Annotated in this window: 17 protein-coding genes; 5 read left to right on the forward strand and 12 right to left on the reverse strand. The window is 57.4% G+C overall.

Translation table 11 applies throughout. The features are described from left to right. Position 1: 1 nt before the first annotated feature. The 4 genes from pheA to mtnA all read right to left on the reverse strand — a co-directional run bounded on the left by pheA (position 2) and on the right by mtnA (position 6383). Positions 2 to 1096 carry a prephenate dehydratase gene (pheA, locus tag ACP7A4_RS20545; RefSeq protein ID WP_048365585.1) on the reverse strand — a complete coding sequence of 365 codons (1095 nt, stop codon included), beginning with the start codon at positions 1094 to 1096 and terminating at the stop codon, positions 2 to 4. Next, positions 1096 to 2181, reverse strand: a complete 1086-nt coding sequence (gene serC, locus ACP7A4_RS20550; protein WP_048365712.1) for a 3-phosphoserine/phosphohydroxythreonine transaminase — start codon at positions 2179 to 2181, stop codon at positions 1096 to 1098. The genes pheA and serC overlap by 1 nt, the downstream gene beginning before the upstream one ends. A 185-nt stretch (positions 2182 to 2366) precedes the next feature. Next, a complete protein-coding gene (gyrA, locus tag ACP7A4_RS20555; protein WP_426248076.1) occupies positions 2367 to 5033 on the reverse strand; it encodes a DNA gyrase subunit A in 2667 nt (888 codons plus the stop codon). A 273-nt stretch (positions 5034 to 5306) separates the two neighbouring features. Then, the gene (gene mtnA / locus ACP7A4_RS20560) at positions 5307 to 6383 is read right to left on the reverse strand and encodes an S-methyl-5-thioribose-1-phosphate isomerase (protein WP_426248077.1); all 1077 of its coding nucleotides are present in this window, start codon (positions 6381 to 6383) and stop codon (positions 5307 to 5309) included. Between the two features lie 106 nt (positions 6384 to 6489). On the opposite strand from mtnA, the gene ACP7A4_RS20565 reads away from it, so the two are divergent. From ACP7A4_RS20565 to ACP7A4_RS20580, 4 genes are all read left to right on the forward strand, one after another. After that, the gene (locus tag ACP7A4_RS20565) at positions 6490 to 7821 is read left to right on the forward strand and encodes a TRZ/ATZ family hydrolase (RefSeq protein WP_059764140.1); all 1332 of its coding nucleotides are present in this window, start codon (positions 6490 to 6492) and stop codon (positions 7819 to 7821) included. A gap of 61 nt (positions 7822 to 7882) precedes the next feature. Next, positions 7883 to 8581, forward strand: a complete 699-nt coding sequence (gene ubiG / locus ACP7A4_RS20570; protein ID WP_048365581.1) for a bifunctional 2-polyprenyl-6-hydroxyphenol methylase/3-demethylubiquinol 3-O-methyltransferase UbiG — start codon at positions 7883 to 7885, stop codon at positions 8579 to 8581. Positions 8582 to 8584: 3 nt separating this feature from the next. Next, positions 8585 to 9256: an N-acetylmuramic acid 6-phosphate phosphatase MupP gene (gene mupP, locus ACP7A4_RS20575; RefSeq protein WP_203302727.1), complete on the forward strand. Its 672-nt coding sequence runs from the start codon at positions 8585 to 8587 to the stop codon at positions 9254 to 9256. A 45-nt stretch (positions 9257 to 9301) separates the two neighbouring features. After that, positions 9302 to 10042 (forward strand): YciK family oxidoreductase, encoded by a 741-nt coding sequence (locus ACP7A4_RS20580; RefSeq protein WP_059764144.1) that lies wholly within the window; start codon positions 9302 to 9304, stop codon positions 10040 to 10042. A gap of 69 nt (positions 10043 to 10111) precedes the next feature. Here ACP7A4_RS20580 and ACP7A4_RS20585 read toward each other — a convergent pair whose 3' ends face one another. The 7 genes from ACP7A4_RS20585 to ACP7A4_RS20615 form a co-directional block, all read right to left on the reverse strand. Continuing rightward, positions 10112 to 10900: a TenA family transcriptional regulator gene (locus ACP7A4_RS20585; RefSeq protein WP_426248079.1), complete on the reverse strand. Its 789-nt coding sequence runs from the start codon at positions 10898 to 10900 to the stop codon at positions 10112 to 10114. 45 nt (positions 10901 to 10945) lie between these two features. Then, a complete protein-coding gene (locus ACP7A4_RS20590) occupies positions 10946 to 13402 on the reverse strand; it encodes an EAL domain-containing protein (RefSeq protein ID WP_059764147.1) in 2457 nt (818 codons plus the stop codon). Between the two features lie 203 nt (positions 13403 to 13605). Then, positions 13606 to 15387, reverse strand: a complete 1782-nt coding sequence (locus ACP7A4_RS20595; protein WP_165599944.1) for an ABC transporter ATP-binding protein — start codon at positions 15385 to 15387, stop codon at positions 13606 to 13608. Positions 15388 to 15424: 37 nt separating this feature from the next. Continuing rightward, positions 15425 to 16060: a DsbA family protein gene (locus ACP7A4_RS20600; RefSeq protein WP_059764149.1), complete on the reverse strand. Its 636-nt coding sequence runs from the start codon at positions 16058 to 16060 to the stop codon at positions 15425 to 15427. A 3-nt stretch (positions 16061 to 16063) separates the two neighbouring features. Continuing rightward, on the reverse strand, positions 16064 to 17002 hold the full coding sequence (locus tag ACP7A4_RS20605) for a rhodanese-related sulfurtransferase (protein WP_059764151.1): 939 nt from the start codon (positions 17000 to 17002) through the stop codon (positions 16064 to 16066). Positions 17003 to 17105: 103 nt separating this feature from the next. Then, positions 17106 to 17411: a BolA family protein gene (locus ACP7A4_RS20610; RefSeq protein ID WP_059764153.1), complete on the reverse strand. Its 306-nt coding sequence runs from the start codon at positions 17409 to 17411 to the stop codon at positions 17106 to 17108. A gap of 11 nt (positions 17412 to 17422) precedes the next feature. Further along, entirely contained in the window at positions 17423 to 17938 is a 516-nt protein-coding gene (locus tag ACP7A4_RS20615) for a DUF2059 domain-containing protein (RefSeq protein ID WP_048365573.1), read from the reverse strand. Positions 17939 to 18132: 194 nt separating this feature from the next. Between ACP7A4_RS20615 and ACP7A4_RS20620 the strand changes: the two genes are divergently transcribed. Beyond that, positions 18133 to 19524, forward strand: a complete 1392-nt coding sequence (locus ACP7A4_RS20620; protein ID WP_059764155.1) for a class II fumarate hydratase — start codon at positions 18133 to 18135, stop codon at positions 19522 to 19524. 816 nt (positions 19525 to 20340) lie between these two features. Here ACP7A4_RS20620 and pap read toward each other — a convergent pair. Continuing rightward, on the reverse strand, positions 20341 to 21855 hold the full coding sequence (gene pap / locus ACP7A4_RS20625) for a polyphosphate:AMP phosphotransferase (RefSeq protein ID WP_203302725.1): 1515 nt from the start codon (positions 21853 to 21855) through the stop codon (positions 20341 to 20343). Between the last annotated feature and the right edge of the window lie 14 nt (positions 21856 to 21869).

Genomic DNA, 21869 nt, shown 5'->3' on the forward strand with positions numbered 1-21869 from the left:
CTTAAAGAACCGCTTTGGGGTAGGAGCCCAATATTTTGAGCGCTACCGCTTCCTGACTGATTTGCTCCAGCACACTTTTGACCAACGGGTCGCGGTGATGGCCTGCAAAGTCGATGAAGAAAACATAGGTCCATTTACCACTGCGCGAAGGGCGGGTCTCGATGCGCGTAAGGTCGATGCCGTTTTCATGGAATGGCACCAATAACTCATGCAGCGCACCAGGACGGTTGCTCATCGACACAATGATCGAGGTTTTGTCATCACCGGTTGGGGGTACTTCCTGGTTACCGATCATCAAAAACCGCGTGGAGTTGTCCGGACGGTCTTCGATTTTTTCAGCCAGCCGCGTCAAGCCATACAGGCCCGCAGCCATATCGCCAGCAATTGCCGCCGAGTTCCACTCACCCTTCACTCGCTTGGCGGCTTCGGCATTGCTCGATACAGCGATGCGCTCAACATTGGGGTAGTGCGCATCCAGCCACTTGCGGCACTGGGCCAGCGACTGGGCATGGGAGTAGATACGGCTAATGCTGTCGGTCTTGGTGTTTTCACCCACCAGCAAATGATGGTGAATACGCAGCTCCACCTCACCACAAATGACCATGTCGTGCTCAAGGAAGCTGTCCAGCGTGTGGTTCACAGCGCCCTCGGTAGAATTTTCTACCGGCACCACACCAAAATTGACCGCCCCCGCTGCCACTTCGCGAAACACCTCATCAATCGCAGCCATCGGCTTGCTGATGACTGCATGGCCGAAGTGCTTCATGGCGGCGGCTTGCGTGAACGTGCCTTCAGGCCCCAAATAAGCCACCTTGAGCGGTTGCTCCAGTGCCAGGCACGACGACATGATTTCGCGGAACAAGCGCGCCATCTCTTCGTTACCGAGCGGGCCCTTGTTGCGTTCCATCACACGCTTGAGCACCTGAGCCTCACGCTCAGGCCGATAAAACACTGGCACTTCGCCTTCAGCCAGAGACGCCATTTTGACCCGCGCCACTTCTTGCGCACAGCGCGCACGCTCACTGATCAACTCCAGAACTTTTTCGTCCAGGTTGTCGATGCGTACACGTAACGCCTTGAGTTCTTGCTCTGACATCAACCGTGTTCCTTCTCGAACTCTGCCATGTAGGCAACCAGCGCGTTGACCGCGTTGATATCCACTGCGTTATAGATAGAAGCGCGCATGCCGCCTACCGAACGGTGACCTTTGAGGTTCAACAAGCCACGCGCCTCGGCACCGGCCAGGAACGGCTTGTCGAGGCGGTCATCTGCCAGACGGAACGGCACGTTCATCCAGGAGCGGTCAGGCTTGTTGATCGGGTTGCTGTACAAGCCGCTGGCATCAATGAAGTCATACAGCGTGCGTTTTTTGACTTCGTTAAGCTTGCCGATAGCGTCTACGCCGCCCTGCTCCTTGAGCCACTCAAACACCAGACCCGACAAGTACCAGGCCAAGGTGGGTGGCGTGTTGTACATCGAGCCATTATCGGCCGCGACCTTGTAATCGAGCATGGTCGGGCAGATCGAGCGCGCACGGCCCAGCAAGTCTTCGCGAATGATGTTAACCACAATACCGCTGGGGCCAATGTTCTTCTGGGCACCTGCGTAAATCATGCCAAAACGCGAAACATCCACGGGACGCGACAGAATGTCCGAAGACATATCTGCAACCAGCGGTACATCGCCCGTCTCGGGAACCCAGTCAAATTCCAGGCCACCAATGGTTTCGTTTGGCGCGTAATGCACATAGGCCGCGTTCTTGGTCAGATTCCATTCGTTTTGACCCGGGATCGCGAAGTAGTCGTACGGCTTGGCCGTTGCCGCCACGTTGACCGAGCCAAAGCGCGAAGCTTCTTCGATGGCTTTTTGCGACCAGATACCGGTATCGATGTAGTCCGCTGTGCCGGTTTCAGGCAGTAAATTCAGCGGGATCTGAGCAAATTGCTGGCTCGCGCCGCCTTGCAGAAACAGAACCTTGTAGTTCGAGGGGATAGACAGCAGGTCACGCAGGTCCTGCTCAGCCTTGGTTGCAATGGACACGAACTCATCGCTGCGATGGCTCATTTCCATAACCGACAGGCCCTTGCCATGCCAGTCGAGCAACTCGGACTGGGCACGCAACAGGACAGCTTCAGGAAGCGCAGCTGGACCTGCGCAGAAGTTATAGGCTCGTTTGCTCACATCCACTCTCGCTCTGATTTGGTGGGTCACGCCATAAATCGATGGGCGTTACGCAGTGCTGCGAGACGGCAATCTTTTGTGTACACACCTGCATGGCAGATCAAAAGATTGCAGCCTCGCGCCGCTGCGCAACGCCTACACATACAACAAGGGGGCGAATCTTCATCCGCCCCCTGTGTGTCCGCTTATTCTTGCGGCTGCTCTTCGTCAGCGCCAGCCTCTAGTGGTTGCTCGCCGTCGGCGGCATCCAGGATGACCTCGCCGTCGATCTCAACACCCCCTTCAGACTCTTCACCCTCAAGCTCTTCGCCTTCTATTTCCGAAGGTTCCTGAACCCGCTCCAACCCGACCAGCGTTTCATCACTGGCCAGCTTGATCAGGGTGACGCCCTGAGTGTTACGCCCCAGACTCGACACTTCGTCAACACGGGTACGCACCAAGGTGCCCTGATCGGAAATCAGCATGATTTCTTCACCGTCCAGCACCTGAACCGCACCGACCAGACGGCCATTGCGCTCGTTGCTGACCATGGCAATCACGCCCTGACCGCCACGTTTGTACTCAGGAAACTCGCTGATCGCGGTGCGCTTGCCATAACCACGCGCCGAAGCGGTAAGGATCTGGCTGCCCTCTTCAGGAATCAGCATCGAAATCAGCTTCTGCCCTTCAGGCAGACGCATGCCACGCACGCCGCGAGCCGTACGGCCCATTGCACGCACATCGGACTCTTTGAAGCGCGTGACCTTGCCACCGTCAGAGAACAGCATGACTTCGCGCTCACCATCGGTGATGGCGGCACTGATCAGCACATCACCTTCGTCCAGCTCCAGAGCAATCAAACCCACACTGCGCTGACGGCTGAAGGATTCCAGCGGGGTCTTCTTCACGGTACCGTTCGCGGTAGCCATGAAGATGAAGTGACCTTCGGTGTATTCCTCAACCGGCAACATGGTGGTGATGTATTCACCCTCACCCAATGGCAGCAGGTTGACCAGCGGACGACCGCGTGCAGCACGGGAGGCTTCCGGGATTTCGTACGTCTTGAGCCAGTACACTTTGCCCTTGCTGGAGAACAGCAACAGCGTGGTGTGACTGTTGGCGACCAGCAGGTGAGCAATGTAGTCCTCATCCTTCACGCCAGTTGCCGATTTACCTTTACCGCCACGGCGCTGAGCCTGGTACGCAGCCAGCGGCTGGGTCTTGGCGTAGCCACCATGAGAAATGGTCACCACACGCTCTTCTTCCGGGATCATGTCACCCAGCGTCAGGTCAAGGCGGTGATCCAGGATCTCAGTGCGGCGCACGTCGCCGTATTCGGCACGGATGACTTCCAGCTCTTCGCGGATCACTTCCATCAGGCGCACGGCACTGTTGAGGATGCGGATCAGCTCACCGATCTGGTTGAGGATTTCCTGATACTCGGCCAGCAGCTTTTCATGCTCCAGTCCGGTCAGGCGGTGCAGGCGCAGCTCAAGGATCGCCTGGGCCTGTTCTGGCGACAGGAAATACTTGCCGTCGCGCAAACCGTATTGCGGGTCAAGGTTTTCAGGGCGGCACGAATCGGCACCGGCACGCTCAACCATCGCCACGACCGCCGTGGACTCCCAAGGTGTGCTGATCAGCGCTTCCTTGGCTTCCGACGGGGTTGGCGAAGCCTTGATCAGCGCAATCACCGGATCGATGTTGGACAAGGCAACCGCCTGACCTTCAAGGATGTGGCCCCGCTCACGGGCTTTGCGCAGTTCAAATACGGTACGACGGGTCACGACTTCGCGGCGGTGACGGACGAACGCTTCAAGCAGATCCTTGAGGTTCAGGATGCGCGGACGACCGTCGATCAGGGCAACGATGTTGATACCAAAGACGCTTTGCAGTTGGGTCTGGGCGTAAAGGTTATTGAGAATAACCTCCGGCACTTCACCGCGACGCAACTCGATCACTACACGCATGCCGTCTTTGTCAGACTCGTCGCGCAGCTCGGTGATGCCTTCGAGTTTCTTCTCTTTAACCAGCTCGGCGATCTTTTCGATCAATCGCGCCTTGTTCAACTGGTAGGGCAGCTCGGTGATCACGATCTGCTGGCGACCACCGACCTTGTCGATGTCTTCGATCATCGAGCGGGCGCGCATGTAAATACGGCCACGACCGGTGCGATAGGCTTCAATGATGCCCGCGCGACCGTTAATGATGGCAGCCGTCGGGAAGTCAGGCCCCGGAATGAACTGCATCAACTCATCGATGCTCAGCTCCGGGTTATCGATCAGCGCCAGGCAGCCGTCGATCACTTCACCCAGGTTATGCGGTGGAATATTGGTGGCCATGCCCACAGCGATACCGCTGGAACCGTTGACCAACAAGTTTGGAATGCGCGTTGGCATGACTGCCGGGATCATTTCCGTGCCGTCGTAGTTCGGCACCCAGTCCACGGTCTCTTTGTGCAAATCGGCCAGCAATTCGTGGGCCAATTTGGTCATGCGCACTTCGGTGTATCGCATGGCGGCAGCGTTGTCGCCGTCAACCGAACCGAAGTTACCCTGACCGTCTACCAGCAGGTAGCGCAGGGAGAATGGCTGAGCCATTCGAACGATGGTGTCGTAAACCGCAGTATCACCATGCGGGTGATACTTACCGATCACGTCACCGACCACACGGGCAGATTTCTTGTACGGCTTGTTCCAGTCGTTGTTCAGTTCGCTCATCGCGAACAGCACACGCCGGTGCACGGGCTTCAAGCCATCGCGTGCATCAGGCAGTGCCCGCCCGACAATTACGCTCATCGCGTAGTCGAGGTAGGACTGTTTCAGCTCGTCTTCGATATTGACCGGGAGGATTTCTTTGGCCAGTTCGCCCATGAGAAGCCTGATTCCTTTTTCGGGTGAAACTTCGCCACATCCATTCGGGACGAACGAAGCTCGCCGATGCTGGCCACGTGCCAAGCAACGACTTACGACAAATCAACGAGTTATGACACGGATTTGCGCATTAAGGGCAACCCTTGCGAGCCACCCTGGAAACCGCCGGATGTTATCACAAACGCCGCCACGCACCTATCCCTCAGATGCGCATGGCACACAGTAAGTGCACCCATTGTCGGCTTAAACGCGCTCAGAGGAGCTGAGAGCGCATTAATGCAGACGCTTACGGCACATTAACTGAGCCATTTTGGCCGCGTCCGGACGCTCGACGATACCCTTCTCGGTGACGATCACATCAATCAGATCGGCGGGCGTGACATCAAACACCGGGTTAAAGGCGGGTACATCCGCCCCGACCCGCTTGCCGCCCACACTCAGCAGCTCATCGCCCGCGCGCTCTTCAATCGGGATGTCTTCCCCGCTGGCCAAGGCCATATCAATCGTGGAGCTGGGCGCAACCACCATAAAACGTACGCCGTGGTGCATCGCATTGACGGCCAGTTGATAGGTGCCGATTTTGTTCGCCACATCGCCGTTAGCGGTAATCCGGTCAGCCCCGACGATCACCCAGGTCACGCCCTTGGTTTTCATAATGTGCGCAGCCGCCGAGTCAGCATTGAGCGTTACCGGAATACCTTCGTTTACCAACTCCCACGCTGTCAGGCGCGAGCCTTGCAGCCAGGGGCGGGTTTCATCGGCATACACCTGCTCAATCATGCCTTCGATAAACGCGCCACGGATAACCCCCAGCGCCGTACCAAAGCCGCCAGTGGCCAATGCCCCCGTATTGCAATGGGTCAGGACTGTTTGCGCATTGCCCTGATGCCGACGAATCACATCAACGCCCAATTGCGCCATCGTCAGGTTGGCCTCGCGATCGCTTTCATGGATGGCAATCGCTTCGGCTTCCAGCACCTGCAACACATCAGCACGGTGGTGCGCGCGCGTCAGGCGGTCACGCATGCGGTTAAGCGCCCAGAACAGATTGACTGCCGTTGGCCGTGAATCTGCCAGCAGCGCGAAGTCCTCCTCCAGCGCGCTCACCCAGTCACCTCCCTGCGCATGGCGGCTGCGTGCCGCAAGCACTACGCCATAGGCCGCCGCAATACCAATGGCGGGTGCGCCACGCACAACCATGTCGCGAATGCCCAGTGCGACGCCATCAGCGCTGGTGTAGGGCAACCAGTTTTCTTCGAAGGGCAAGATACGCTGATCCAGCAAATACAGGGCCTCACCTCGCCAATCGATGGCCTTTACCTTTTCTGCTGCCAACAGTCGATCGCGCATGCACTCCCCCATCACCCAGAACAAAGCCGCCGATTATAGCGAGCCGCCCGGCCGGGCGCTCGGGTATACTTGCCCTCCTTTTATAAAGCACTGGAATCCTTTTTCGATGCCGACTGCCCCTATGTCCCTCGACCTACTCCTGCTGCCAACCTGGCTGGTGCCTGTCGAACCTGCCGGCGTCGTACTCAAGGACCATGCCGTGGGCGTTCGCGATGGCCGCATCGTGTTCATCGGCCCGCGTCACGCCGCACTGAAGCACACGGCCAACGAAACCCGCGAACTGCCAGACATGTTGCTTTGCCCCGGACTGATCAACGCTCACGGGCACGCTGCAATGACCCTGTTCCGCGGCATGGCCGATGACCTGCCCCTGATGACCTGGCTGGAACAGCATATTTGGCCCGCAGAAGGTAAATGGGTAAACGAAGACTTCGTTCGCGACGGCACCGACCTTGCCATTGCCGAGCAGCTCAAGGGCGGCATCACCTGCTTCAGCGACATGTATTTCTTCCCCAAAGTGGCCTGCGACCGCGTGCACGAAAGCGGCATTCGCGCTCAGGTCGCCATACCGATTCTCGACTTCCCCATTCCGGGCGCCAGTTCGACTGATGAATCGCTGCGCCAGGCTGTCGAACTGTTCGGTGATCTGAAATACCACCCGCGAATCAAAATTGCCTTCGGCCCTCATGCACCGTACACAGTCAGCGATGACAATCTGGAAAAAATCCGCGTTGTGGCCGACGAGCTGGACGCCTCGATTCACATGCATGTGCACGAGACAGCCTTCGAGGTAAACCAGGCTGTCGAGCACAGCGGCGAACGTCCGCTGGCCCGCCTGGCGCGCCTGGGCCTGCTGGGGCCGCGCTTTCAGGCCGTTCACATGACCCAGATCAGCGATGACGACCTGACAATGCTGGTAGAAAGCAACACCAGCGTCATTCACTGCCCCGAATCCAACCTGAAACTGGCCAGTGGCTTTTGCCCGGTTGAACGCTTGTGGCAAGCCGGCGTGAACGTCGCGGTTGGCACCGATGGCGCAGCCAGCAACAATGACCTCGATTTGCTTGGTGAAACACGCACTGCCGCCCTGTTGGCCAAGGCCGTTGCAGGCTCGGCCACAGCCCTGGACGCCCATCGCGCCTTGCGCATGGCCACCCTCAACGGCGCGCGCGCACTGGGGCTGGAAAGCGACATCGGCTCGATCGAAATCGGCAAGCTGGCAGACTTGGTGGCCTTCGACCTCAGCGGCCTGGCTCAACAACCGGTCTACGACCCTGTGTCACAGCTGATTTACGCCACGGGCCGCGACTGCGTGCAACACCTGTGGGTCGGTGGCAAGCAACTGGTCGAAGACCGACGCCTGACCCGCCTGAACGAACCACACCTGGTCGCGACCGCCAAGGCCTGGGGCGACCGCATCAGCGGCCACACCCATTGATTCCAACGCTTGGGGCATGGACCCGGAGCATTACCCCGTTTTAGTTTTAGAGGATTGACCCATGAGCAACGTTGACCACGCCGAGATCGCTAAATTCGAAGCGCTTGCCCATCGCTGGTGGGACCGTGAAAGCGAGTTCAAACCCTTGCATGACATCAACCCGCTGCGCGTCAACTGGATTGACGAACGCGTACAACTGGCCGGTAAAAAGGTGCTCGACGTAGGGTGTGGCGGCGGCATCCTCAGCGAGTCCATGGCGCAACGCGGTGCAGACGTCATGGGCATCGATATGGGCGAAGCTCCGTTGGCCGTCGCGCGCCTGCATCAGCTCGAATCCGGGGTGAATGTGGAGTACCGCCAAATCACCGCTGAGGAACTGGCCGCTGAAATGCCAGCACAGTTCGACGTGGTCACTTGCCTTGAAATGCTGGAACACGTGCCCGACCCGGCCTCGGTGATCCGCGCCTGCTACCGTATGGTCAAGCCAGGCGGCCAGGTGTTCTTTTCGACCATCAACCGCAACCCGAAAGCCTATCTGTTCGCGATCATCGGCGCTGAATACATCATGAAGCTGATCCCGCGCGGCACGCATGACTTCAAGAAGTTCATTCGCCCCTCCGAGCTGGGCGCCTGGAGCCGCCAGGCGGGACTGAGCGTCAAAGACATCATCGGCCTGACTTACAACCCGCTGACCAAGCACTACAAGCTTGAGTCCGATGTTGACGTCAATTACATGATCCAGACCCTGCGCGAGGAGTAAGACATGCGTTTAAGAGCAGTTCTTTTTGACATGGACGGCACCCTGCTCGACACCGCGCCGGACTTCATTGCCATCTGCCAGGCCATGCGTGCCGAGCGCGACCTGCCCCCTATCGCAGACAAACTGATCCGCGACGAAATCTCGGGCGGTGCGCGCGCGATGGTCGCCGTGACCTTCAACATGGACCCTGAAGCGCCGGGCTTTGAAGCCTTGCGCCTTGAGTTTCTGGAGCGTTATCAGCGTGATTGCGCCATCCATACCAAATTGTTCGACGGCATGGCCGAGTTGCTGGCCGACATCGAGAAGGCGCATTTGGTGTGGGGCGTGGTTACAAACAAACCCGTGCGCTTTGCCCAGCCGATCATGGAACGGCTGGGGCTGGCGGAACGCTCAGCGGTACTGATCTGCCCTGACCACGTGACCCATAGCAAGCCCGATCCCGAGCCGCTGATCCTTGCCTGCAAACTGCTCAATCTTGACCCTTCCAGCGTGCTGTACGTCGGCGACGACCTGCGCGACATCGAGTCCGGGCGCGATGCTGGCACCAAGACTGCTGCCGTGCGCTTTGGCTATATCAACCCGGACGACAACCCCGATCACTGGGGTGCTGACGTGGTGGTCGATCAACCTTCAGACTTGCGCAAAGTATTGGATAACGCGATGTGCAGCTGCTGAGCAGCCTGCACCGCGTTCGTTCGTTGATTTTTGTAGAGGTGTTTTATGTTTGATTATTCTGCTCGCCCTGACCTGCTTCAGGGCCGCGTAATTCTGGTCACGGGCGCAGGTCGGGGTATCGGCGCAACCGCCGCCAAAACCTACGCTGCGCAGGGTGCAACCGTTCTGCTGCTGGGCAAAACCGAAGCCAACCTGAGCCAGGTATACGATGAGATTGAAGCCGCAGGCCACCCTCGGCCCGCAGTCATTCCCTTCAATCTGGAAACCGCACTGCCTCACCAGTACGACGAACTGGCGGCAATGATCGAAAGTGAATTCGGCCACCTTGACGGCCTGCTGCACAACGCCTCAATCATCGGCCCGCGCACGCCGATGGAGCAGTTGTCTGGCGAGAATTTCATGCGCGTGATGCAGGTGAACGTCAATGCCGTCTTCATGCTCACCAGCACCCTGCTGCCGCTGCTCAAACTGTCGCAAGACGCTTCGGTGATCTTCACCTCAAGCAGCGTAGGTCGCAAAGGTCGCGCTTACTGGGGTGCGTATGGTGTGTCGAAATTCGCCACAGAAGGCTTGATGCAAACCCTGGCGGACGAAGTCGAAGGCATCGCACCAGTGCGCTCAAACAGCATCAACCCCGGCGCTACCCGCACCAGCATGCGCGCGCAGGCTTATCCCGGCGAAAACCCGCAGAACAACCCGCTGCCGCAGGACATCATGCCGGTGTATCTGTACCTGATGGGCCCGGACAGTACCGGGATCAACGGGCAAGCATTCGACGCACAGTAATCGCGCACAAACAAAAAACCGCAGGCTGCCTGTCATGCAGCCTGCGGTTTTTTTCACACCCTCGGATCGTTAACCGGCCTCAACCAGCTCCCGACGTTCCTGCGCAACAAATGTCTTTTCGTACTGAAGGCAGGCTTGCAGAAACAAGTATTTATAGTCGTAACTTTTGCAGACTGCTTTGCGCAGTGCAGCAAGTTCTTCCTCCGCCGGGTTCAAACCCACCAGGGTACAGATGATTTCCAGTGCTTCCCATGGATGCTCATCATCGTACTGAGCATGCATTTTCAACCACTTCATGGCGCGCTTACGCCCCTCTTCCGGGAACGACTCTTCGTACACACTGGTTGAGCACACCACCGCGGACCACTCACCCACAGCCCCTTCAATGGCGTAGTTGGTGGCCGCCATCGACACTTCGAGCGAATCCGTTGCACAGGTATGCCAGCACCAGTCATTGAGCGCCTGGAACTCGGCCGGGATGTCTTGCTTGATCATGTCTTCAAGGCTGACACCATGCGCCTTGGCCCAATGCACCCAATAATCGGCATGGTTGAGCTCGACCCGAATATTACGAATCAGCCAGCGACGCGCCATATCCTCACCCAGGCGCCTTCCGTAACGGGTTTTGCCCAAGTTGTGACCCATGTACAACGAGAATTGCTCAACGACTGGCCAACCCCCGATCAAATACATGCGCATAGTCTTGGGGTGGATCGTGTTGTCACGCATGCGCTTGTAGATTTCATGCTCGACAACTCGACGCTTGCTCTCTGCACAGTCACGGATGAGCTGCTGAGCCCACTGCGGATAACTGGCGGCGTCCATGAGCGGACCCGTACGATTAAATGTATCGATCACAATCGAGTTCCTTCTGAGAGGTGATTAAGACATACCTGCTAGACATCAACGGAACGTGCCCGGCGCCTTCATTGCCAATGGCAATGCGCGCTTGGGGCGGCACAACAAGCTGTCACAGGTAAACAATTGCGGGCGTTCAATGATGTAACCCTGAGCATAATCGACACCAATTTCGATCAGCGCCTGCTCAATTTGCGGGGTTTCAACAAACTCGGCAATCGTGCGTTTACCCATAACATGCCCGATATGATTAATAACCTCAACCATAGCGCGGTTAATAGGATCGTCCAGCATATCCTTGACAAAACTGCCATCTATTTTAAGAAAGTCGACGGGCAGGTGTTTTAAATATGCAAACGACGACATACCCGCGCAAAAATCATCCAAAGAGAAGTGACACCCCAACCCCTTAAGGTCATTGATGAAGCGGATGGCACTGCCGAGATTGGAAATAGCGCTGGTTTCCGTTATTTCGAAACACACGCGCGACGGTGGTACGGCATAGCATTCGAACTGCTCATGCAAAAACGCCAAAAAGTCATCATCGCCAATAGTGGAACCTGACAAGTTGATCGCGCACATTGCCATCGGCTGGTCCGAGCCCAAGGCCGTGCACTGCGCAATCACTTTGAACACATTCTCAACGACCCAGCGATCGATTGAGGTCATCAGACCATAACGCTCTGCGGCCGGAATAAAGCTGTCCGGCAAGATGATATGCCCCGACTCATCGTGCAGACGCAGCAGTATCTCAATATGGCCGCCCTCAATATCCTGCCCCAAAGGGGTGATTTCCTGGGCGTAAAGGCAAAAGCGGTTTTCTTCAAGGGCGACATGCAGGCGTTGTACCCAGGCCATTTCACCAAAGCGCAACGACAGTTCAGAGTCATCGGCGTGGTAGACCTGAACACGGTTGCGGCCTTTCTCTTTGGCCATGTAGCAGGCCATGTCCGCTGCACGCAGCAACCCTTCCAACGTAACGGGCGCCTGATGGATGTGCACCAGCCCAATGCTGATGGTGTTGAGAAATGGCCGGCCTTTCCAGGCGAAGTGCAGACTTTGCACGGTTTGTCGCAGGCCCTCAGCGATTTTTTCTGCCACATCGGGAGGACAGTTTTCCAGCAGGATACCGAACTCGTCCCCACCCAGACGGGCCAATGTATCGCCCTCGCGCAACCCGGATTGCAGCAGCGCACAAATATGGCGCAGCAATTCGTCGCCTGCTGCATGGCCGCAGGTGTCGTTCACCAGCTTGAACTGATCCAGATCCAGAAACATCAACGCATGCCGACCGTGCTGACGCCCGAGGTTTTGCAACACCAGATCCAGGCGGTACTCAAACTCGCGGCGATTCGCCAAACCCGTGAGTGCATCGTGCGTGGCTTGCCATGACAAATTGGCAATGTATTGCCGCTCCTGCGTCATGTCATGCAGCACCAGTACAGAGCCGCTGACTTTGCCTGCACTGAAAATCGGTGCCCCCACTAACGTCACCGACACGGTGCTGCCATCCATGCGCTGAATCAGTTTGGAGTGCTCACTGCTATTACCCAGCTGGCCACTGAGGATATGGTCCATGAGCTTGAAACCATCATCTTGCGCGTTTTCATCCAGCAGTTTGAACAATGCCGCCAGCGGCACGCCTTGAGCTTGCTGCGCCTTCCAATGGGTGAGTAATTCGGCCGCCGGGTTCATGTAATCGATGGCACCGGTCACGTCGGTGGTAATCACCCCGTCACCAATCGATTCAAGGGTGACTTGCGCGCGTTCTTTCTCAACCTCCAGCGCTTGAGCAAATGCACGGCGTTGCGCCAGAATTTTATGGGTGCGCAACAGCGCCAGCAGAATCAGCATCAATGCCGTTGCCAGGTTAATAAAAATCAACAATTGCTGAATAAACCGTGAGCCCTCGCCCAAGGCGTCGCTGAACGCCTTGGCGGCGGGTGTCACTGCCTCATTGATGGCAAAAATATTGGCTTTCCAGCGTTTGACGTCCGCATCAGTCGCCTGGTTGGCACTGATTTTTTGGTGTATTTCCTGAGCCAGCGTGTCGAGCTGCACCAGGTAATCGTCGCCCACCGTCCACTTCTGTATCGCGGTATCCAGATAGCTGAAATCACGAAAATTGCGATAAAACCAAATGATGCTCGTCACATCATCCGGGCTGTTGCCGCCTTGCAAAATGCCTTCACGCGCGGCGCTCAAATCGGGAGGTGATTGATCCAGCGCAAGGCGCAGGTTATGCCCGCCTTGCGGCACGCGGATGGCTTGCTGATACTTTTCGAAGATGGCCTGATCGCGGCTGTCAGCGTACAGATTCAGGTAATAGATGGCGTCTTTCTGACCTTTGGACCACAAACTCTCTCCCGCGACATAGCCGCGTACCGCCGAGAGCATGTACAGGCTCACGCACCCTAATAACGCCTGAAACAGCACCACGGCAATAAAGGGCCAGACAATCCCCAAAAGCCGCGGTGTTGCAAGTGGACGTTTGCGTTTCATGAGTTCCCTTTCAATCAGACTGCCAGATGAAAACCAGAGAAAATGCCTCATTGCTGCTTACCCCTGGCCAAATTCTGACAACCGAAACAACCAGACGTGCTGACACGTTTCGATAAACCCGGCGCAGGGCAATCTGTAACATAAAAGAGAATCATGGAGGGGATTCAAGCACTCAACACAAAAAACGCAACGTCACCCCTGCGTCAACTTTGCTGCAAATGCCCGTACAACTTCGCGTACAAGCCACCTTCGGCCAAGAGCTGTTGATGCTCACCCTGCTCGGCAATACGGCCGCCATCGAACACTAACACCCGATCCGCCTGTTTTACCGCAGATAAGCGGTGAGCGATGATCAACGTAGTGCGCCCGCTCAAGAATTTTCCCAAAGCGTGATGCAGGTTGTATTCCGTGGCCGCATCCAGCGCGCTGGTGGCCTCATCAAGGATCACGACTTTGGGATCAGCCAGCACCATGCGCGCAATGGCCAGACGTTGGCGCTGCCCCCCCGACAACCGCACCCCCGAACGCCCGACAATACTGTCCAGCCCTTGGGGCAAGGTACGAATCGTCCCGTCGAGCTGAGCGATTTCCAGCGCGCGCCAGCAGGCTTCATCGGTGCGTTCACGCCCCATTGTCAAGTTGGCGCGCACCGTGTCGTTGAACAAAGCCGGGTGTTGCAAAACGACCGCGACGTGTTCGCGGATGGTTTCCAGGCCGATATCCGGCTGGCTTTCGCCCGCAAAAAAGATGCTGCCCGACTGCGGCGTATAAAGCCCCAGCAGCAGTTGCACCAACGTGCTTTTACCCCCGCCGCTGGCCCCGACAATGGCCACTTTTTCACCTGGCGCGATGGTGAGGTTCAGGTGATCGAGCACCCGCTCCTCGCCATAGCTAAAGCACAGCTCACGCACTTCAAGCCCCACGGTTTGCCGGCCCTTGAACGGATCGGCACCCCCCGGGTATTGCGGCTCGTCGGCACGCGCCAGCAGCTGGTTGATACGCGTCATTGCTCCACTAGCTGCGTAAAACGCATATTGCAGGTTCAACAACTGCTCTACCGGTCCGATCATGAACCACAGGTAACTGAATACTGCGAGCATCTGCCCGATCGACAGGTCCGAAAACAGCACTGTGAGCATCGCCGCGGCGCGAAAAATGTCGATACCGAACTGAAACAGCAAACCACTGGCACGATTGGAGGCGTCACTTTTCCATTGCGACGCGGTAGCAAAGTCACGCACCTCTTTGGCCCGATGCCCCAGCCGTCCGAGGAAATAACCCTGACGATTGCCAGCACGCACTTCCTGGATGGAATCCAGGGTTTCAGTCAGCGCCTGGGTGAAGCGCGAGGTGCTGTCGTTTTCGAGTTTTTTAAGATGTTTAACGCGCTTGCCCAACTGTACGGTGGCGTAAATCACCAAGGGGTTGAACAACAGAATCAGTAACGCCAGCTCCCAATGCATCCACAACAAAATGGCCGATGTGCCCACCAGCGTAAGCATGGCCACTAGAAAGCGGCTCAAGGTTTCACCCACAAACTTGTCGAGGGTCTCAAGGTCGGTGACTAGATGGGTCGTCACCGTGCCGCTGCCCAGGCTCTCGTATTCGGCCAGCGAAATACGCTTCAAGCGTTCGATCAAGCGTAAGCGGATGCGGAACACGATGTCCTTGGCCAGGCGTGAAAACAGCCGCGCTTGCAGCACGTTGAACAGCAGTGCGCCACAGCGCAGCATCAGCGTCACCAGCAGCATCAGGCCGATATAGCCCACAGAAGACTGCCAGGTGGTGGGCAGCAATTGATTCATCACCTTGAGCGCCGCATCACCGTTGCCCAGCAAGACTTCATCCACCAGCAGAGGCAGCAGCAACGGAATGGGTACGCTGCACAACGTGGCCAGCACCGCGACGCCATTGGCAATCCACAAGGCTTTTTTGTGACGCAGGGCTAATCGACGGATTTCAGCCCACGTCAGGCGGTCCGGTATCTGGGTGTTATGGGTATTCAGAAGGAGTTCCTTGGAGTTACGCACTCGCAGCGCGATCAAGCCAACGGCCGAGCAAGTCGGATAAAGGTTCGAGGGGTTGGTAACCGTTAGTCAGTAGCGCCAATTGCCCCTGACGCTCGGCCAACAAGGTCGGGAAGCCTGCGATACCCAAATCTTGTACCCAGGTAAAGTCCGCCGCTGTGGCCGCGTGTTGTTCTGCACTGTCAAAAGCCGCCGCAAACTCAATGCGCGGTAGCCCTGCCGTTTCGGCCAGTTCCACCAGCACGCTGGCCTGGGTCACATCACGCCCCAGGACGTAAAAGGCCTGCTGGATCAAGCCCAGCAACGTCCATGCGCAATCGGGCGCCAGACTGCGCGCCGCCACAATGGCCCGGCACGCAGGCTCGGTGTCGTACACAAAACCTTCGGGCAAAGCGCCCTCAAACGTGAACGCCTGACCGGTGGCTTGGTTCACCGCCTGCCAGTGCTCAAGGATGTAGCGTCGGGTCGCGGGTTCGAGCGCCGCACCGCTGCCGGTACGTAACCCCCCCACCACCAGATGCAACTCAACCCCGGCCGCCTGCGCCTGCTCAACCAAGGCTTGAGCGGTGGCTGCAAACCCCCAGCACCACGAGCACATGGGGTCCATCACATAGAGCAGGCGCGCTGACATGGCTCAGGCCTCGGCAGGTTTACGGTAGTTGTGGCCAATCGGGTGCGGCTGGTTGCGGGCCTTGGCCAACTCGATCTGCTTTTGGCGGTCAATGGCGCTGCGACGGGTTTTTTCGCTCAGTTTGTCCCAGCAATGCGGGCAACTGATACCCGGCTGATAGTGCTCGGATTCGCGATCGACGGCACTGATCGGTGTGCGGCAGGCGTGGCACTGGTCGTACTCGCCCTCCGTCAGGTCATGACGCACGGTCACACGGTTATCAAACACGAAGCAGTCACCCTGCCATTTGGTTTCTTCTTGCGGCACTTCTTCAAGGTACTTAAGGATGCCGCCCTTGAGGTGATACACCTCATCAAACCCTTGGCTGAGCATATAGCTCGACGCCTTTTCGCAGCGAATGCCCCCGGTGCAAAACATAGCGACCTTCTTGTGTTTGGCCGGGTCGAAGTTGGCTTTGATGTAGTCCGGAAACTCACGAAAACTGGTGGTCTTCGGATCAATGGCCCCCTCAAACGTACCAATCGATACTTCGTAGTCGTTGCGGGTATCGATCAGCAGCACTTCAGGGTCGCTGATCAGCGCGTTCCAGTTCTCAGGGTCGACATAGGTACCGACTTTCTTGTTCGGGTCTACGCCTTCAACGCCGAGAGTGACGATTTCTTTCTTCAGCTTGACCTTGGTCCGATAGAAAGGCTGGTCATCGCAGTAGGATTCTTTGTGGTCGATATCGACCATGCGCGGGTCGGCGCGCAGCCAGGTCATCAGCCCGTCAATGCCTTCACGGCTGCCGGATACCGTACCGTTGATGCCTTCTTCGGCGATCAGCAGCGTACCTTTGATGCCGTTATCAACCATCGCCTTGAGCAAGGGCTCGCGCAGTTCGACGTAATCTTCAAGCGTGACGAATTTATACAGTGCAGCAACAACGATAGGTGCAGTCATGGGTATGTCTCCAGGTGGCTACCCTCGTAAGGGGTGAACCGGATGCAAAAAAAAACGCGCCGGCTGAGCGGCGCGCTGCGGATTCTAGCAAAAAGTTGACGTGTTAAGCCAACGAGTGACCACCGCCAGCACAGGTCGGCGATGCCGGGGCTGTGCCGATTTTCGCCCACTCATCAGGCGTGTAGGTGTGCAAGGCCAACGCATGGAACTCACCCATCAAGTCACCCAACGTGGCGTAAACCTTTTGGTGACGCTTGACGCTGTTAAGCCCGGCAAACTGCTCGCTGACCACCACCGCCTTAAAGTGCGTCTGCAACCCGCGACTGTGCATGTGGCTCTCATCCAGCACGTTCAGGTGCACGGGCTGCAACGCGCTCAGCGTCGATTCGATACGTTGTTGCATGTCCATTCAGGCTCCGCTTACTTCTTTTTGGCCGGGGCCGCTTTAGGCTCCAGTTCTGCTGTCATGTCGGCCAACAGCTTGTTGACCACCGGCACCGCGCTTTCCAGCTTGGCCTGGGTCATTTGGGCCGATTGCTGAGTCAGTTGCGGCATTTTTTCCAGGACTTTCTTGCCCAACGGCGACTGGTAGAACGCCACCAGGTCCTTGAGTTCGGTTTCGCTGAAGTTGGTGGTGTACAGCTTGATCATGTCCGGCTTCAGTTTGTCCCAACCAATGGCCTGGTCCAGAGCGGTGTTAGCTTTGGCCTGGTAGGTTTCGAGCAGGGCTTTCTTGGCCGCCGGGGCTTTGGTTTGCTCAAAACGCTGGGCAAACATTTGCTGCACTTGCATGTATACCGGGGTACCCAGCTTGTCGGCATGGGCCAGCTTGAGGAAGGTTTCAGCACTGGCAGCGTGGCTAGCAGCATCGGCAAAAACCTGGCCGCTGGCGCATACCAGAGCAACTGCTGTACAGATGGCGCGAAGACGGGTCATCGAGTTTCCTTTATCTAGCAAGCGAGGTCGAACCCCAAGGGCGCCCATTCTGCGCCTAACAAAGTGTGTCACTCAACCCCGCATCTGATAGTCGTTCTCATCCCATCGACAAAAGTCGCTAAAACCAAAGATTGAACCCCTAGGCTCAATCAGCGCCTAAGCTGTGTGATCACATTCTGAGAGGAAGCCGCCTGATGAGCCGTATCGAAACCGACAGCCTGGGTGAAGTGAATGTGCCGGAGGACGCCTATTGGGGCGCGCAAACTCAACGTTCGCTGATCAACTTCGCCATCGGCAACGAGAAAATGCCACTGCCTGTGCTGCATGCTCTCGTGCTGATCAAAAAGGCCGCGGCCAGGGTTAATGATCGCAACGGCGATGTGCCTGCCGACATTGCACGCCTGATCGAACAAGCGGCAGATGAAGTGCTGCGCGGCGAACACGATGACCAGTTTCCACTGGCCGTGTGGCAAACCGGCAGTGGTACGCAAAGCAACATGAACGCCAACGAAGTGCTGGCCGGTCGTGCCAATGAGTTGGCGGGCAAGGGGCGCGGTGGCAAATCGCCGGTTCACCCTAACGACCATGTCAATCGCTCGCAAAGCTCCAACGACTGTTTTCCGACCGCTATGCACATTGCTGTCGCCAAAGCCGTCCACGAACAATTACTGCCTGCGATCAGTGAGCTGGCAGGGGGGCTGGCCGAGTTGTCGGCTCGCCACATGAAACAGGTCAAAACCGGCCGCACTCACATGATGGATGCCACACCCATCACCTTTGGCCAGGAAGTGTCTGCATTTATAGCGCAACTCGATTACGCGGAGCGCGGCATCAACGCCGCCCTGCCCGCCGTCTACGAGCTGGCGCAAGGCGGCACTGCGGTGGGCACCGGCCTGAATGCACCCCACGGTTTTGCCGAGGCGATTGCAGCTGAACTGGCGGCGTTGTCCGGCTTGCCGTTTGTCACGGCACCCAACAAGTTTGCCGCCCTGGCGGGTCACGAACCCCTGACCAACCTGTCGGGTGCCCTCAAAACCCTGGCCGTGACCCTGATGAAACTGGCCAATGACTTGCGCCTGCTGGGTTCAGGGCCGCGCGCAGGGCTGGCTGAAATCAAACTGCCAGCCAACGAGCCTGGCAGCTCGATCATGCCCGGCAAGGTCAACCCCACTCAGTGCGAAGCGCTGTCGATGCTGGCGTGCCAAGTGATGGGCAACGACGTGACCATCGGTTTTGCTGCCAGCCAGGGTCACTTGCAGTTGAACGTGTACAAACCGGTGATCATTCACAACCTGTTGCAGTCCATCCAACTGCTGGCGGACGGTTGCAGCAACTTCCAAAAGCACTGCATCGCAGGCCTGGAAGTGGATGCGGCCAAAATGGCTGAACACCTGGAGCGCGGCCTGATGCTGGTCACCGCCCTGAACCCCCATATCGGTTACGACAAGTCGGCTGAAATCGCCAAAAAGGCCTACGCCGAAGGGTTGACCTTGCGCGAGGCAGCGCTGCAATTGGGCTATTTGACGGATGCCGAGTTCGACCAATGGGTACGGCCGCAAAACATGTTGGGAGCGGGCAAGCATTAAACCTGCTCGCAACAAGTTGGCGTAGCCGCTGGCGAAGGCGATATCCGAGTGCGCAGCGATCACAAACCCTCGACTGCGGTGTTTATGAAGCACCGCGTTGAATGGTCTGCGACCGCTTCGCGCCCGAACGCAGCCTCGCGTTGCTCGTCAGCGGCTACAGGCCGATGATCCATGGTTGGCGTAGCCGCAGGCGCAGGCGATGTCCGGTTGCGCAGCGATCACAAACCCTCGACTGCGGTGTTTATGAAGCACCGCATTGAATGGTCTGCGACCGCTTCGCGCCCGAACGCAGCCTCGCGTTGCTCGTCAGCGGCTACAGGCCGATGATCCATGATCCATGGTTGGCGTAGCTGCTGGCGCAGGCGATGTCCGGTTGCGCAGCGATCATAAACCCATGACTGCGGTGTTTATGAAGCACCGCATTGGATGGTCTGCGACCGCTTCGCGCCCGAACGCAGCCTCGCGTTGCTCGTCAGCGGCTACAGGCTGATGATCCATGATTCATGGTTGGCGTAGCTGCTGGCGCAGGCGATGTCCGGTTGCGCAGCGATCATAAACCCATGACTGCGGTGTTTATGAAGCACCACATTGGATGGTCTGCGACCGCTTCGCGCCCGAACGCAGCCTCGCGTTGCTCGTCAGCGGCTACAGATCGATGATCCATGATTCATGATTCATGATTCATGGTTGGCGTAGCCGCTGGCGAAGGCGATGTCCGGTTGCGCAATGATCGTTAAACCCGATGGCTGCGGTGCATCGCAATCAGCGCGTTGAAAGCTTTACGAGCGCTACGCGCCCGGATGCAAAAAAGCGCCGTTATTTCTTGTGCTTCTTGTCGTGCTTGTCCCGCTTCTCGAACGCCGCTTGCAGCGCATCGTTGATGGTGCGCAAGACCTTGACCCGGGCCCAACGCTTGTCATTGGCCTCAACCAGCGTCCAGGGTGATATTTCAGTGCTGGTGCGGTCGACCATGTCGCACACCGCCGAGCGATACAGGTCCCACTTTTCGCGATTGCGCCAATCCTCTTCGGTGATTTTGAACCGTTTGAAAGGGATTGCTTCGCGCTCTTGAAAACGCTGCAACTGAACGTCTTTATCAATCGCCAGCCAGAACTTGACGACGATCACGCCCGCATTACTGAGCTGCTCTTCAAAATCATTGATTTCACCGTAGGCGCGCAGCCAGTCCGCTTGTGTGCAAAAACCTTCGATGCGCTCGACCAGCACGCGCCCGTACCACGAACGGTCAAATACCGTGAACTTGCCGCGGGCCGGAATTTTTCGCCAAAAACGCCAGAGGTACGGCTGCGCCCGCTCATCTTCAGTGGGCGCTGCGATAGGCACAATGCTGTATTGACGCGGGTCCAGCGCTGCGGCCACGCGCCTGATAGAGCCACCCTTGCCGGCCGCGTCATTGCCTTCAAACACCGCGACCAAGGCATGACGGCGCATACGCTTGTCACGCATCAACCCCGACAAACGCGCCTGCTCAGTGATCAGTTGTTCTTGATAGTCGTCTTTTTCCAGGCGCCGGGTCATGTCCAGACAGTCAAGCAAACTCAGGCCATCAATGACCTCGGTCAACGGCGCAGCACTGCTGGGACGCGCTTTAGGTTTGGGTGTGTTGAGCGCCGCTTGCAGCCCTTCGAGCAAGATTTTGCCGACTGTCAGGCTGCGGTAATAAGGGTCGACACCTTCCACAATGTTCCAGGGGGCGTAGTCGCGACTGGTGCGGCGAATTACACGCTCACCAAATCGTACAAAGCGGTCGTAAGTTTCTGACTGTTGCCAATCCAGCGGACTGATACGCCAGCTGTGCAGCGGGTCATCCTGAAGCGCCTTCAGGCGCGCCTTCATTTGCTTCTTGGACAGATGAAACCAAAACTTGAAAATTACCGCGCCTTCATTACAGAGCATTTTTTCCAGACGTTCAGCACCGTTGATTGCCTGGTCCAGCACGGCATCCTTGAATACACCGTGCACTCGGCCTTGCAGCATCTGGCTGTACCAGTTGCCAAAGAACACGCCCATACGGCCTTTGGCCGGCAATTGGCGCCAATAACGCCACGCGGGAGGGTGCGCCAGTTCCTCGTCGGTTTGCGTATCAAAGGTGCGCACTTCGATCAAGCGAGGGTCCATCCATTCGCTGAGCAACTTGACGGTTTCACCCTTGCCAGCCCCCTCAATACCGTTAATCAACACGATGACTGCCGAGCGCTTCTGTTGCTGCAAGTCGTATTGCGCTTCGAGCAGGGCTTCGCGCAACGCAGGCACTTCGTTGTCGTAGGTTTCTTTGTCAATGAAGTGACCGATTTCAGCGGATTCGAACATGGAAAACTCCCTGG

This window comes from Pseudomonas sp. TWR3-1-1 (assembly GCF_049896545.1).
Classification (GTDB): Bacteria; Pseudomonadota; Gammaproteobacteria; order Pseudomonadales; family Pseudomonadaceae; genus Aquipseudomonas; species Aquipseudomonas weihenstephanensis.

Bases quoted from the DNA above. Each gene is read 5' to 3' on its own strand.
- pheA (WP_048365585.1), bottom strand. From the start codon at position 1,096: ATGTCAGAGCAAGAACTCAAGGCGTTACGTGTACGCATCGACAACCTG.
- gyrA (WP_426248076.1), bottom strand. From the start codon at position 5,033: ATGGGCGAACTGGCCAAAGAAATCCTCCCGGTCAATATCGAAGACGAG.
- mtnA (WP_426248077.1), bottom strand. From the start codon at position 6,383: ATGCGCGATCGACTGTTGGCAGCAGAAAAGGTAAAGGCCATCGATTGG.
- ACP7A4_RS20565 (WP_059764140.1), top strand. From the start codon at position 6,490: ATGCCGACTGCCCCTATGTCCCTCGACCTACTCCTGCTGCCAACCTGG.
- ubiG (WP_048365581.1), top strand. From the start codon at position 7,883: ATGAGCAACGTTGACCACGCCGAGATCGCTAAATTCGAAGCGCTTGCC.
- mupP (WP_203302727.1), top strand. From the start codon at position 8,585: ATGCGTTTAAGAGCAGTTCTTTTTGACATGGACGGCACCCTGCTCGAC.
- ACP7A4_RS20580 (WP_059764144.1), top strand. From the start codon at position 9,302: ATGTTTGATTATTCTGCTCGCCCTGACCTGCTTCAGGGCCGCGTAATT.
- ACP7A4_RS20590 (WP_059764147.1), bottom strand. From the start codon at position 13,402: ATGAAACGCAAACGTCCACTTGCAACACCGCGGCTTTTGGGGATTGTC.
- ACP7A4_RS20600 (WP_059764149.1), bottom strand. From the start codon at position 16,060: ATGTCAGCGCGCCTGCTCTATGTGATGGACCCCATGTGCTCGTGGTGC.
- ACP7A4_RS20605 (WP_059764151.1), bottom strand. From the start codon at position 17,002: ATGACTGCACCTATCGTTGTTGCTGCACTGTATAAATTCGTCACGCTT.
- ACP7A4_RS20610 (WP_059764153.1), bottom strand. From the start codon at position 17,411: ATGGACATGCAACAACGTATCGAATCGACGCTGAGCGCGTTGCAGCCC.
- ACP7A4_RS20615 (WP_048365573.1), bottom strand. From the start codon at position 17,938: ATGACCCGTCTTCGCGCCATCTGTACAGCAGTTGCTCTGGTATGCGCC.
- ACP7A4_RS20620 (WP_059764155.1), top strand. From the start codon at position 18,133: ATGAGCCGTATCGAAACCGACAGCCTGGGTGAAGTGAATGTGCCGGAG.
- pap (WP_203302725.1), bottom strand. From the start codon at position 21,855: ATGTTCGAATCCGCTGAAATCGGTCACTTCATTGACAAAGAAACCTAC.